This is a genomic window from Rosistilla ulvae, assembly GCF_007741475.1.
Classification (GTDB): domain Bacteria; phylum Planctomycetota; class Planctomycetia; order Pirellulales; family Pirellulaceae; genus Rosistilla; species Rosistilla ulvae.
Genome location: NZ_CP036261.1, coordinates 301029 through 314693 on the forward strand (window position 1 = coordinate 301029; position 13665 = coordinate 314693).

General features: G+C 57.9%; 12 protein-coding genes. 8 read left to right on the top strand and 4 right to left on the bottom strand.

The window, feature by feature from the left end; all coding sequences use genetic code 11:
- Positions 1-196: 196 nt before the first annotated feature.
- A complete protein-coding gene (locus tag EC9_RS01110; protein ID WP_145341641.1) occupies positions 197-1381 on the bottom strand; it encodes a hypothetical protein in 1185 nt (394 codons plus the stop codon).
- Positions 1382-1819: 438 nt separating this feature from the next.
- On the opposite strand from EC9_RS01110, the gene EC9_RS01115 reads away from it, so the two are divergent.
- Positions 1820-2023, top strand: a complete 204-nt coding sequence (locus EC9_RS01115; protein WP_145341643.1) for a hypothetical protein — start codon at positions 1820-1822, stop codon at positions 2021-2023.
- A gap of 133 nt (positions 2024-2156) precedes the next feature.
- Here EC9_RS01115 and EC9_RS01120 read toward each other — a convergent pair whose 3' ends face one another.
- The 3 genes from EC9_RS01120 to EC9_RS01130 form a co-directional block, all read right to left on the bottom strand.
- Positions 2157-3584: a DUF11 domain-containing protein gene (locus EC9_RS01120; RefSeq protein ID WP_145341645.1), complete on the bottom strand. Its 1428-nt coding sequence runs from the start codon at positions 3582-3584 to the stop codon at positions 2157-2159.
- Positions 3584-4432 carry a hypothetical protein gene (locus tag EC9_RS01125; protein ID WP_145341647.1) on the bottom strand — a complete coding sequence of 283 codons (849 nt, stop codon included), beginning with the start codon at positions 4430-4432 and terminating at the stop codon, positions 3584-3586. The genes EC9_RS01120 and EC9_RS01125 overlap by 1 nt, the downstream gene beginning before the upstream one ends.
- Before the next feature lie 166 nt (positions 4433-4598).
- Entirely contained in the window at positions 4599-6053 is a 1455-nt protein-coding gene (locus EC9_RS01130; protein ID WP_145341649.1) for a hypothetical protein, read from the bottom strand.
- Positions 6054-6303: 250 nt separating this feature from the next.
- Here EC9_RS01130 and EC9_RS01135 point away from each other — a divergent pair, with 250 nt between their 5' ends.
- The 7 genes from EC9_RS01135 (at position 6304) to EC9_RS01165 (ending at position 13621) form a co-directional block, all read left to right on the top strand.
- Positions 6304-7269 (top strand): hypothetical protein, encoded by a 966-nt coding sequence (locus EC9_RS01135; protein WP_145341651.1) that lies wholly within the window; start codon positions 6304-6306, stop codon positions 7267-7269.
- 159 nt (positions 7270-7428) lie between these two features.
- A complete protein-coding gene (locus EC9_RS01140) occupies positions 7429-8403 on the top strand; it encodes a UbiA family prenyltransferase (RefSeq protein WP_145341653.1) in 975 nt (324 codons plus the stop codon).
- A gap of 167 nt (positions 8404-8570) precedes the next feature.
- Complete coding sequence (locus tag EC9_RS01145) at positions 8571-8822, top strand: hypothetical protein (RefSeq protein WP_145341655.1); 252 nt, start codon at positions 8571-8573, stop codon at positions 8820-8822.
- Between the two features lie 421 nt (positions 8823-9243).
- The gene (gene clpX / locus EC9_RS01150; protein ID WP_145341657.1) at positions 9244-10533 is read left to right on the top strand and encodes an ATP-dependent Clp protease ATP-binding subunit ClpX; all 1290 of its coding nucleotides are present in this window, start codon (positions 9244-9246) and stop codon (positions 10531-10533) included.
- A gap of 465 nt (positions 10534-10998) precedes the next feature.
- Entirely contained in the window at positions 10999-12642 is a 1644-nt protein-coding gene (locus tag EC9_RS01155; RefSeq protein ID WP_145341659.1) for an ATP-binding response regulator, read from the top strand.
- Positions 12642-13034: a response regulator gene (locus tag EC9_RS01160; protein WP_218934499.1), complete on the top strand. Its 393-nt coding sequence runs from the start codon at positions 12642-12644 to the stop codon at positions 13032-13034. The genes EC9_RS01155 and EC9_RS01160 overlap by 1 nt, the downstream gene beginning before the upstream one ends.
- Positions 13031-13621, top strand: a complete 591-nt coding sequence (locus EC9_RS01165; RefSeq protein ID WP_145341663.1) for a response regulator — start codon at positions 13031-13033, stop codon at positions 13619-13621. The genes EC9_RS01160 and EC9_RS01165 overlap by 4 nt, the downstream gene beginning before the upstream one ends.
- Positions 13622-13665: the final 44 nt, after the last annotated feature.

Consider the following 13665-nt stretch of genomic DNA (forward strand, 5'->3'; position numbering starts at 1 on the left):
AACCAATCCAAGAGCCAGCAGCCAATGCGATCGCTGCTTGCCTGTCGTACATGACAGCCGCTTCGATAGTGAGTGCGTGCATGGTTTCCTCCGCATCGCGTAAAGATGCCGGTAATATGTCATGCGTCCGCCGATTTTATTCAGCTAGTGCGAGGTTTAGGGCGGTTTAGGGTGGGCTGATTAAGGCGGCGCAGCCTTAGAAACCGACACCCTGGGTGGCTGGATGCACCTCAGGTAACTCCCGCTTGGTTCTGGTTTGCAGATAGGGCCGCAAGTTCGACCATCGCCACTCGTTCGCCCGCCCATCGCCTCCGATAACATCGGGCGGTGGAAACTCAGGGTCATCCCGTTTCCAGTTTTCAAGTGTCCCCTTGCTTCGGCCAACCAACGGGGCCGCCTGCTTCAGGGTGACGTAATCAGGCACACTTTCCTGCGGTCGGGAGTCCAGCTCGTTATGTCCCGAAACGGGCGCGTCAAATTGCAATTCATCGCACGCCACCGCAGACCAATAAAACGGGCGAGAAATCATTCCCGTTTCGGTTCCGTTCGTTGAATCGAACGTGCTGCCTCGACCTCCGACGGAATAGACTTCATGTCGGGTTGTCCACCCAGATTCAGCCCTGCAAACAACGTAGTCGAACCAGACACCAGCCCATTCGTCGGGAGTGTCTTCGATTACGGTCCGCCCCATCAACTTGGCTGCGGCCCGAGACAGTCCGATAAGCTTCACCCTTGTTTCGTTGTCTTCGTTGTCGTGCGGGTAAGTCACCAGCCAACCGTTGCTTGTAACTTTTCGATCTATACGATCACCCTCAGAAAATCGGATTGCGATAAATGAGTCGTCATCTCTACGGGCTTGATCCCGAAATGCTTTCGCCAGTTTGGCCCATGGACCAAGGGCGTCCGGTGGCGTCGGCCAAATGCGACATGCGTGTTCGTACTCAAACGCTAACAGCCCCTCCATATCTAGTAAATCGCGTTGGGACAGCGAACCAGAAATCGCGGAGTCCAGCTCGACGCCGTCCCCGAATTCGGCAATGCGGGACAGGTACTCCCCGGCCTCGCGGGAGGACAGAATGAAGAAATCACCACCAACCAGACCGCAGCAACGTTGCAACAAGCGGCCCGCAGCAGCGACCAACCACCGGTGTAAACTGGATTCAGTTCGTCCGTCGATGCAAACGGGTGAACCTGTGGCGAAATAATCGCGATTCGTTTCCCGCAGCTTTAAACCGACGTAATAGCCGTGAAGCTCTTGCAAAGCTTCGGCCGTCGCTTTGGGCTCACGAGTCCAATTGCCGTTAAAGGAGAGAAGATTAAACAAACAACGATGGAGCTCCATTGTCTCGATTTCGATTTCACTGATTCCGTTGGCATCCAATGGAGACATTCCTTACTAACTAGGCCGATCGATCGCAAAGCGGGAGCTAACCGCAAACCCAGCCGGTGATTGTTAGGCGGAACGATCGAGGGTAACAGTCCTCACTCTCGGCCAATCCTGCCGACCCTCCCATCTGGCGTCAATACCCCCACCACTTTGCACGCAAAACAAATGTATGCCGCAGCCCGACTGCTCTCTTTGGAGGTCTTGCTGCAATGTCCAGAGTAGGCCTCACCGAATCAGCGAAAACCGATAAACAGCTTTGCGAATTCTGCGGCGATTCGCGTGAACCAGGGAAAGGGTCGTAGCTGCCATCTTCGCATTTTCTCGCTCCCTCACCCCAGGACCGATGCCCAGCCTCCACCTATCGCATCGCCGTGAAAACTCAGAACACATCACTATCTACGCGTAGGGGGCTGGCCACCCGCAAGCCCACGGGTGACGCCCCACAGATCGGAGCGGGCGGTATCATCGAGCGATTCCGAGGCGAGCAAGAAGGCCCGCAAGTTTCCCGAGACTCGACGCAAAGACACCGGCGAACCAGCGCCGGTCGGTTTAATCCTGCAACTCGCAGCGTTTGCCGGCAAGCGAATCTCGATCAAGCGGGAGATCCTGGTTGCGGTTCGGCACCCCGAGCGCTGAATGGAAAACCGGTCGGTGGCCGCTTCGCCTTTCGGGGGCGGCTTTTGTCGGCTTGGGGCTCAAGTGGGGCAGCGATGAAATCATCTCTGCCCCGATTGGCCAAGCAACTTGTCGACTCGAAGAGCCGACGCGATTAGCGGACCTTACACTTGAAGCGGATCACGCAGCCTTCGCCAACGCCGAGGGTTTCGGTCAGCTCCCATCGCAGTCGCAGCGATTGCCCCTCGTTGTCTTGAGCACTGAAGTTCGCTCCCTTGGTGCAGGTCTGACTTCCTTCGACGTATTCCAGTCGGGTCGTCAGGTTGTCGAGGATCGCGACGTTGCTGACCGGTTGGTCGCCAACGTTGTCGAATCGCAAGACGAAGTGAACAAACTCGCCCGGCAATGCGTTCTGCTTGTCGGCCAGTTTGATCAGACGAACGCGGCCCTTGCCGACTTCGAAGATCTTCAGCTCTTCAGGCTTCTGGTCGTTGGTTGCGATCCCAACAACTTCTTCGTCGATCACGACTTGAGCTCCCTCTTCGCTGCTCCACGCGATCGCAGCCTGCCCGGCTTTTGCAAGCCAAGGTTTGTCGGCATCGCGAAGCACGCCCTGTTCGATGATCGAGAGTCCCGCCAGGACGGCGATCACATCTTCGGCTAGCAACGGTTGCACGACGTTTTCTGCTGGCACACCACGGTTGCGATCACGCAACGCATCGGGGCCCATCGTGCGGACGTTGCGTTCGGGTCCCAACGGCTGCATGACAGCGCTGCTCGGTTGACGCAGATCGATCCCGATCGGGCCGCGAGGCAGATCGACACGCTGCGTCGCCAAAACGTTTTCGCCGGTCACGGCGGAGGTGACTTTGCGAACGGCGGCAAATCGCGGTGCGTAAACGCAGACGCGGTTGCTAGGTTCGACGTACGTCAGCCCGTCTTGAGTTTCATAATGAACGATCGTGTCTTCCAGCCCCAAGCCGCCGACGTCGTTGTTCAACAACACGCGAGCGCTCGGCATCCGGTCGCCACCATCGCACAAGTATTCGTTTGGATCGCCGGGGAATTGGCAGACCATCGGCGTTGGGCATTGAGCCGTCCCACAGCAGGCGCATCCTGTGTTGTCGGGCATGCAGGTCGCACAGCCGCCGTTGCAAGCGGTGCAGGCGCCGCCGGCCAAGCCGCTGGAGAGGCGATTCCGGAATCCGGCAGTCTCATAGACACCGGGGTAGTTGTCGGGCGTATAGGTCGGCGCGGTGACTTCGGTCTGTCCGCCGGGCGTCGCGACCAATTGCTGGTGCGTGACCAACGCGACTCCCGCAGCGGCATTGCCGTTCGGTGCCGCAGCCGGTTGCCCGGCAGCGGTCGCTTGTGGTGCGGGTGGCATCGCGGGGGCAGCGGTTGGCGCCGACGCAAATTGCTGTGCCGGATGCGGTTGCGCCGGTTGGCTCGCTCGCTGCGCCATCGGTTGCGATGGAGCAGGGGCCAGCGACTGGCAACCGCTTGTTGCGATCGACAATCCGAGTAGGCCGAGAGCGTAGAGCGACGACGCTTGGATGCGGAGGAAGGCAAGCGATGGCATTATCGAACAACTCCAGAATCGATCGGCAAGGCATACGGTCGAGCAATTCTCGTCTGCTCGGTCGATGGGATCACTTGCGTGGGAACGTCGTCTCGCGGAATGTGAGGTGTGCGAATCGCAGCGGTCTGTCCCTCGGGCGTCAACGCCTCGGTTCGCGGCGATTGCAGCGGCAGCCAATACGGGCAGCCCATCAGGAAGGCGTTCATGTAAGTCGGATCCGACGGTGGCGTCCGCGAACCATATCGAATGATCGCCACGGGGCGGCCCAGGGTGTCGGCGACATCCAGGGCGTCTTGATGCGGTTGGATGTCGAAGTCGCGTTGCTCGCCGGGGGTTTCGGCGATCGGCAGCGCGGTCGAAGGATCTTCCAGGTAGATCACTCGCGTGACCAGGTTGCCACGCAGCGCGTGCAACATGTCGTCGTTGCTGATCACGATCGGAATCGCAAACCGCACCTCTTGCCCAGCGGGCGGATAGACGCGGTCGATCAATTCGATCGTCGGATAGATCTCGTAGCCTTCGAACAGCGGGATCTCGGTGATCCGAACTCGATAGACGTTGCCGAGTTCAAAACCGGCGTAGACCGGTTCGGCGGTATCGGCTTGAAACATGTTGCCGATCGCCAGGGAGACCTTGGCGGTCCCTTCGGCGGTGATTTTCACCGGCTGGTACTGGCACTGTACCGGGCCGCGGAGATCGCGTCGGAATTGACCGATCGCGCCGGGCGGCATGTTGTCGTTGAACAGGCGATGGCGCTGCGGTTGCTGCGCTGTCGCAAGGGTTGCCAACAGCAAGCTTGCGGCGATGAAGCTGGTTCGGATTGAAGAGTAAAAGTTTTTCACTTGCATCGAAACGCTTCTCACCGTTTTTGCCGTTTTGCCGTAGCCTGCGACGCTTACTTTATTGAGCAAGGCAACCGCCTGGTGATTACCGGGGCGGTTGCGTTTCCGTTTCAGCGGCCGGTGATGTTCCGGCCGCCGTCGTTTATTCAGATCCGTGTTGGATCAACCGGTCTTATTCCGGTGGGCAATAAGCACCGCCACCAGGAACGGTTCCCGGAGCATTCGGGCTGGAGACCGCTTGGCTTCCCTGGGTGTAACCAGGTCGTCCGTAAGCTGTTCCAGGATGAATGTTCTGCTCCGTGATGTTGATCCGACTGACAGGATGCGGATAGCTGTAGCCAGGTTGCATCTTGACGCCGATCTTGATGTCCTTAACCGGTGCAGGCATGACGCTGTGCGTGCGGTTGGTCATCGTGTGGCTCTTCAGGCTGGCCGGTCCACCCAATGGAATGTGAGGTGGTCCGGGCAATCCGATCGGTGTGCCGGTGATCGGCATACCGTATTGAGGCGCGGTGACGCCCGAGATCATGCCTGGCAGCCCAGGTGGCATTGGTGCCCCGCCTGGAATTCCCATCGGTCCACAGCTGCCATCGGCACAATTGCCCATCGCGTATCCACCGGCTCCCGCCATTCCCATCATGTAACCGCCCGCTCCCATTGGCATGCCCCCCAGCATGGCTCCGGTTCCCATTTGTCCTGCCATCTCGATGTCCTTGTCGCCAAGTCGCAAGATAGCCAGGATCGAACCACGGCGGTCGGCTTCGATGATCGGATCGACACCTGGATCCAAGCGAGTGCTAACCAGCGTATCGATGCCGGCCAATGCTGGACCTTGGAAATCGGGATCTGGAAGATAGATCACCTTGGTGACAAAGTTGCCGGTCAAGACTTGATCGAGATCTTCTTCGGTGATCTGGATTGGAATTGAATTGTGCGCCAGGTAGGCACCGGTGCGCGGATTGCCTGGAGCGATTTCGAGACTCGGATACAGTTCGACCCCTTCGCGGCCAACGATGTTGGTCAGCTTCAAGCGGTACAAACCGCCGGCGGGGAAGTTCTGGCGAGCTGGCACAACCAGCGGTTCGCTGTCAAAGGTGCCTCCGCCCGACACATCGTATTGAACGTGCATCGAATCGGGGCGAGCGAACGTGACTTGAACCGTCGGGTTCATTTGAAACGCCGCTTGGATGATTTCGCCGCCGCCATCGCCCATGCCGCCGCTGCAGCTGGAGCAACCGCAACCGCTCGATCCCTTGCAAACGTTGCTCATCCCGCTGCCATACATTCCATTGAATGCGGCTTGGGCGATCGGCGAAGGCATCTGTGCGGTCTGCGATCCAGGTTCGCTAGCTCCCGGTGGCATCCCGGGGGCCATTTGGCCGGGGCCCATCATCGGTCCGCCACCCATCATGGGGCCAGGTCCCATACCGGGGCCTCCCATCATCGGTCCGCCGCCACCCATCTGCATCGCAGGTGGAGCCAACACGCCGGGGCCGGGGCCGCCGACGCCAGGGCCGGGCTGCATCATGCGCTCGGCCGGTGGCAGATTGTGGCGGACGGGTGCGCAACCGGTGACCAGCACCGTCCCCGCAATACAAAGCATTAGGTGGGTCAGTCCGATTCTCATGTGATTCCTCTTCGACTTGGTCTGTCCGTAGACCGAGAACTTTGGCGTCCGAAACGTTTTTCTTGCCCGACGTTGCCGTCACGCTTCGACTTCAGCCATCAGTAGCTGATTGCGTTTAGCAGCTTGATCAGCCTGGACCCCTGGAAGGGTTCGGGCCTAGAATCCGCGCGGCGACGAATTCAGCTACTGCCTTTGTGCATCGGCATGTTTCCACTTGATTCTTTGACAAAATCCGTATAACCGGAAAATCATGACCAAACCGACCCCCACGCGGATCAACTTGACGACGCCTATCGCAGTGCTAGCACTGGCTGCCGCGGCGATCTATTTCGTTCCAATCGCTCGCTCGCAAACCCCGACCGAAAACGCGGCTGCCGCGAATTCGGCTGCGGCCCCCGCCGAGCCGGTCAAATCGTCGACGAATGCGACCAAAGCTTGGCAAACGCTTAATGGAGCGATTCGCCAATTGGTCGACACGGGGCCGGCGTTCGAGGCCAAGCTGCGGCAGGTGACGCGCGTCGATGGCCAGGAGGTGCGGGCGGTGGGACGCTACATCCAGGCCAGCGGATTGCGTGGGCTGATGCGAATGGAATTGCAAGCAGCGATCGGTAATCAGACCAGCCGCTTCGAACAAACCTGCGACGGGCGACTCACCTGGACGCGCGAGCAGGTCGGCGAAGAGGTGCGGATTCGCCGCGTCGATGTCGGCCGGCTCGACGAGATCGGTTTCACCTCGGGCGTTTCGGCCCGGTTCAAAGTGGGTGGGCTTCCCGAATTGCTCGATTCGATCGCCTGGGACTACGACCTGCATCTGGTTCGTGGAGTCCTCAAGGAAACACAAAACGTTTGGATCATTCGCGGAACGTTGAAACAGGGGCGATTGCAAGCGTTACTGGACGAAACCGAGCAACCAGCCGCCCCGCCGGAAATGCCGACCAAGGTCCGCGTGGCATTGGCCGCCGATGGTCCGTTTCGCTTGATCCCTGTGCGGATGGAGTTTTCGTCGGACCCGCCGTCGGGTGCTACCGGGCCGCCGCGGCTGATCAGCGAATTGGATATCTACGAGATCAAAGCAATCGATCCTCCCAAAGAGGAGCTGTTTCGCTACAGCACAACCGAAGACGACGCCCACTTTACCAACGAAACGCAGATCTACCTCGATCGCTTTCAGACTCGGATGGCGACCCTGCCTGGATTCTCCGGGTTGCGGCGCTAGTTTGGAATCGGCGAGACGAGCTTGCGAGAGCATGCCCGTCAGCGTTTCCCCTTGTTTTCTGTGGTTTGCGGCTTAAAGTGACGGCTTCCCGTTTCCAATGGTCGAACCGGCCGCGCACGTCGGATCGTCGTCCTGCCCACAGAAAACTTGGTTCGCTGTATGAGTTCTCCGTCCGCCCAGCCCAGTTTGCGCGATTGGTGCCAACTGGTTCGTCTGCCCAACGTTTTTACTGTGATCGCCGACACGACCGCAGCGTTTTTGTTGGTGGCTCATCAGCTTGCCCCGCTGCCTCGGTACGCGATCGTGTTGGCTGCGGTCGTCTGTATCTATTGGGCTGGAATGATCCTGAACGATGTCTGGGACATCGAGATCGATCGCCAAGAGCGTTCCAAGCGTCCGTTGCCAGCGGGGAAGATCTCGCTGTCGGCGGCTCGCCGCGCCGGTTGGGGACTGCTGCTCGCTGGCGTCGCCCTCTCCTTTGCGGTTGGTTTTGTGCCTCACGGCGATGCGCCGCCGAGTCTGGTGCCGGGGGGGATTGCGGTTTTATTAGCCGCCATGGTCGTGCTGTACGATGGACCGGTTAAACGCACGCCACTGGCTCCGATGGCGATGGGACTGTGTCGCTTCTTCAGCTTCTTGTTAGGGGCAAGCGCTGCGATCACTTCGGTGTCCGATTTCCCATTTGTCCCGCAGCATGTGTTGGCGATTGCCGCGGGGTTTGGCGTATACATCGTCGGTGTCACCTGCATGGCTCGCGGCGAAGCGGTTGGCGGTAAAGAGCAGAAGCTGCCGCTGATCTTCGGCTTGGTGATCACGATCGTCGGGATGGCGATGATCGCCGGCGGGCCTCAGTTTGCCCCCGCCGATGAGATCGCAAAATTTCAAATCGAACCGCAGCGGCAATTCTCGCTGCTGATCGGGTTGCTAGCCTTTACGATCATCCACCGGGCGTTCCGAGCGATCTTGAACCCCGAACCGTACGCGATCCAGATGAACATCAAGCACGCGATCTTGACTATAATACCTCTTGCTGCTGCGGTCGCGCTGTTGTCCGCTGGCACCTTGCCCGGGTTGTTGGTCTTTGCCTTGGCGGTCCCCGCGATGACGCTGGGAGCGTTTCTGCGAGTCACTTGAGTCATGGGTGTCCAGTGCGAAACGGACGCGTCTGCGTTTGCGTTATCGACATTCTTCAACGAAAATACTGGACGTTGCAGCTGGACATTGCGTATTATTCGGCGACACGCAAGCTGACGCTTCCGTGTTCGAACCCAGCTGTTCCGGTTTCAACGTAAGGTCTGATCATGTCAGATTTATTCGCTACACCGACCGCGCAGACTGTGTTCAGCCTGCTGATCTTATGTGTCCTAATCGCCATTGGAATTTGGCTCGTGTCAAGATTTCGCGGTGGCGCCGATGAAGACCGGGAACCGGCTTCAGAAGTGCTATCAAACTTCGAAGAAATGCTTCGAGAGGGTGACATCAGCCCCGCGGAATTCCGAACTATAGAGGCGGTGGTGGGCGATAAGCTCAACAGTGAAGCGAAGGATTCCTGAGTGCCAGACTTGTGCTGATTCGCGGGAATGAAACGGTGGGACCGAATGTCCTGTCGCGGTGGTGTTGCAATCGATTGATCGCAGCACGACGGACTAAACTTCGTTGGTGGTTTCTCAATTGTCAGGATGACAAACCCATCATCACCGATTGATTCGGATTTCAACTTGTTTGAACTGATTCGATCCCAATCCATTAAACAATTGAACCACAATCGGCTCGAACTTGCGGTCACGGATGTCCCGAGTCATCGATGAAGCAGTTGGTCGCGACGCTCCCTTTTTGTCGTGGCATGCTGTTGAATCAACGGCGAATCGAGCTGTGGACTACCGTCCTGAACTAACGCGATCGTTGTGTACGAGATTGAGCCTGGCTTAGGGTCGTCGCACGATTTTGCAATATAAACGCAGCAAGGAGTCGAGTATGACATCAAAGGATATTACCACCGGACGCCGCAGCGGTGGCACGACGAAGAAGAATGCTTTCTGTTCGTTCTGTCGCAAGAGCTATCGGGATGTCGGCCCGTTGGTTGAAGGTCCTGGCGACGTCTACATTTGTTCCGAGTGTATCGAGTTGTGCCAATCGATCTTGGATCAAGAACAACGCCGTCGCGGTCCTTCGAAGAAATTGTTCGACGACATCCCGGCTCCTCGCGAATTGGTTTCTCACTTAGACCAGTACGTGATCGGCCAACAAGCTGCCAAAAAGGTGCTTTCGGTCGCGGTTCATAACCATTACAAACGCCTGACCGCAGAGTGGGAGGGGACCTCGGACGTCGAGATCGAAAAATCGAACGTCTTGATGGTCGGTCCGACCGGTTGCGGCAAGACTCTGCTGGCTCGATCGTTGGCTCGCATGTTGAACGTTCCGTTTGCGATCGGCGACGCCACGACGCTGACCGAAGCGGGCTACGTCGGCGAGGACGTCGAAAACCTGTTGCTGAAGCTATTGCATGCGGCCGACTTCGATCTCGAATCGGCACAGCGTGGGATTTTGTACATCGATGAAGTCGACAAGATCGGCAAGACCGGCGGCAATGTCTCGATCACTCGCGATGTCTCCGGCGAAGGTGTTCAACAGTCGCTGTTGAAGATGCTCGAAGGAACTGTGGCCAACGTTCCTCCGCAGGGCGGCCGCAAGCATCCCGAGCAACAGTACATCCAGATGGACACCAGCAACATCTTGTTCATCTGCGGTGGAACCTTTGTGGGAATCGAAGAGATCATCCGCAAACGCCAGGGACGTCGCACGTTGGGCTTCGGCAGCGACGCCGGCCACCGCGACGAATCGGATGTCGCATCGCTGTTGGCTCAGGTCACCTCTGACGACATCCTGGAATACGGCCTGATTCCGGAATTGGTCGGGCGGATGCCCGTCGTCACTCACTTGGCTCCTTTGGATGAAGAAGGCCTGCTGAACGTCTTGCGTGAACCACGCAACGCTCTCACCAAGCAGTATCAAGCCTTGTTCCAGATGGAACATTGCGAAGTGGAGTTCACCGAAGACGCGTTGCGAGTGATCGCACAACGGGCTCAAGAGAAGGGAACCGGAGCTCGCGGCCTTCGCAGCATCATCGAAGAAGTGATGCTGGACATCATGTACGAACTGCCCGACCAAGAGCGTGGCAGCGTCTACACGATCGACGAAAGCGTCGTCACCGGTCGCCGCAAGTTGTTCCAGATGCCTGAGCAACCACAGACTAAAAGCGCTTAAGAATCGAAGCCTTCATAACGCCGATTCTCGAAACGGCCACGTTCCCCGGCGGGGGAAACGTGGCCGTTTTCTTTTGCGCTAGTGATGTCCCCCCCCCTCCCGATTGATCTTTCGTGTCGGTATTGCCCCGGCATGGTGTGCGTGAGGCGAAGACAGTGAGTCATTGTGGGCCGTCGGTGCTGGTCGCCGTTCCCAGGCGTTCAGCCCCGCAGGTCTTTTTTGCTCACATCCGATGGGGAATCGCTCAATGATTCCAGCCGGGATTCACGCGAGTCTCTTCGCCTCATAACCGTTGCAAACTGTCGAGGTTCCGGTCCTTGTTGGGGTTGTGTTTTTGGTTTTCGAGAGTGAAAGGCGGATTCTCCCCGATGAGTTCCGGTTCCGGACGTAGGTAGTTCACGTGTCACGCTGCGACTTGATCGCGTGTGGCATGGGGCAATCACAGACCTTTAAGGGGCACTTGGGGTGAACAATACGCTAGCGATCGATGTGTTGCTGATCGAAGATGACGACGTCGACGCTGAAATTGTGAAGCGCGCATTGGGGAAATCGCAATCGTCGTTTCGTGTCTGCCGAGTGACAACGCTGGCAGAGGCGCTTGCGACAGCCGAATCACGGCACGTCGACGTGATCCTGACCGACCTGACCTTGCCCGACAGTGGATGTTATGAAACGCCAGCGAAGATCCGGCAGTCGCAACCGTTGGTGCCGCTGATCATCTTGACTGGATTGGCAAGCCGCGAACTGGCCGAGGAACTACTCGAAGCCGGAGCGCAGGACTATGTCCTCAAAGACGCTCTTTCGAGCGATTGTTTGGAGCGGTCGATTTGGCATGCGATCCAGCGACAAAACAACTGTATCCGAATCCGTGAGCTGCTGGACGAATTGGAAGCCAAGCAGGAACTGTTGGAGAGCAACAATCGCAAACTGACGCGTCTGTATTCGCAAGCTCATGAATTTGTCGACAACGTTTCTCATGAGTTTCGCACGCCGCTGACGGTGATCAAAGAATACACCTCGCTGATGCGCGAGGGACTTGTCGGCAGCGTCTCCGATGAACAGTCGCGTCTGTTGAGTGTCGTCGAAGACCGCGCCGACGATTTGAACATCATGGTCGACGATATGTTAGACAACAGCAAGCTCGAGGCGGGGATGTTGTGTGCCTGGCGCAAAGAGTGCAGCGTCGCGGAGGTCATCGACCGAGTGCGGAACGTGCTCCAACGCAAAGCTGTCGTCCGGCAGGTCTCGCTGGAATGGGATGTTCCCGAACCTGCCACACGCGTCTACTGCGACGCCGAAAAAGCTGGGCGAGTGCTCACCAACCTGGCGATCAACGCAATCAAGTTCTGCGGCTCCGACGGGGCGGTGCGGATTGCAGTCGAAGCGGATGCAACGGAACAAGAGGTGTGGATCCGAATCAGCGACAACGGCCATGGGGTCGACGAAACCGCACTGGCCGAAATCTGCCAGCGTTTCACCCAGGTCTCCACGCTCGATCGGGAGGAGCCCAAAGGGTTTGGGCTGGGCCTAAATATCGCACAGCAATTGGTGCAACTGAACTTCGGCGAACTGAGCATCCAGAGCCAGCCCGCGGTTGGCAGCACGTTTTCGTTTAGCATTCCGATGGCGAATCCATTCGGAATCGTCAAACGGTATCTGAATCAAATCAACCTCCTCCAACGCGCGGAAAACGATTCGGACACCGTTTCGATGATTGCTTGCAGCGTCGATGAAGAGGCCAATCCTGCAGTCCTATCGGATGTCGACAGATTCCTCAATTGTCGCTTGCGGCGCAATGACATCCTGCTGCGTCGCCAACCCAATCGATGGGTCATCGCATTGCCGCTGAATGGCGATCAGCTGGAAGCCTATTTTTCGCGAATCCAATCCGAACGCTTGGCGGCAAATCGCAATCGCCCTCGCGGCCCGCTGCCCGATGTGAAATTGGAATCGCTCGGTTCGTGGCGCGCCGCAGAACAACGCTCACTGATTCTCGATTGTGTCGCGCGGAAGTTCACCTCCAATCGAGCCGTTGCGATCATGGCGAGTGAGCGCGTCGACGGTTCGTTTTTAACCGCGATGCAGCCATCGACGGCGGGAGGGATCTAGTGCCTGGAACAATTCTATTGGTCGATGACAACCACGAAATTCTGACGGGAGTCCGGGTGCGTTTAGGAGCTGTCGGCTACCAAACTCGGACTGCGTGCGATGGTCAAAGCGGGATCAATTCGGCGATCCAACATCCTCCCGATGCGATCGTGATGGATGTGCGGATGCCAGGCCTCAACGGTTTGCAAGCCGTTGCGGAATTGCAATGCCGCCCCGATACAAAAGACATCCCGATCATCGTGCTTTCGGCAAGCTTGGCCGATGAAGAGTCGGCGCTCGACGCTGGGGCTCATTTCTTTGTTAAGAAACCGTATGTCGGCACCGAATTGATAGCAGCAATTCGCGCCGCTGTCGGTCTCAAATCCGTACCGTCCCAAGGTGGTTTAGAATGAAACAGCGATTCCTATTCACCGATATCAACAGCGATCCGATCGGCGACCAAACGCCTGCGAATCACACGCCCGCCGCGGGGATCTCGCACCAAGAACCTGTCGATCGCGACCCGACGCTCGATGCAGTCTTCAGCGCATTGGGGATGGATTTGCGCTACCTCGGCGATTCGCAAATGGTCAGCGACAACTCCGGCGACAAATCGCTCGACGATCGCCCGTGGGTCCTCCACGTCGACGACGACGATGCATTTCGCAACATCGTGCGGTTGCGATTGGAAGCTGCCGGGATTTGTGTTGCCAATGCTAGCGACGGGATCGAAGGTATCCAACAGGCGTTCCGGCAGCGTGTTGGTGCTATCATCCTCGACTTCGAGATGCCCAACGGTCGTGGCGATTATGTCCTGGGGCGATTGAAAGGGAATCCCGTCACCATGGACATTCCTGTTATCGTGTTGACCGGGATGCGAGATCCGCTGCTTTCAGAGCGTTTGTTGGAGATGGGAGCGGCGGCATGTTTGCGTAAGCCGCCTCAATTCGACGTGCTGATTGCAAAGATCGAACAACTCGCGTGTGCGGCTGCGCGATGACAAATGCTGAGAAGAGCACGATGTCAGCACGCCGGGACTTTGTG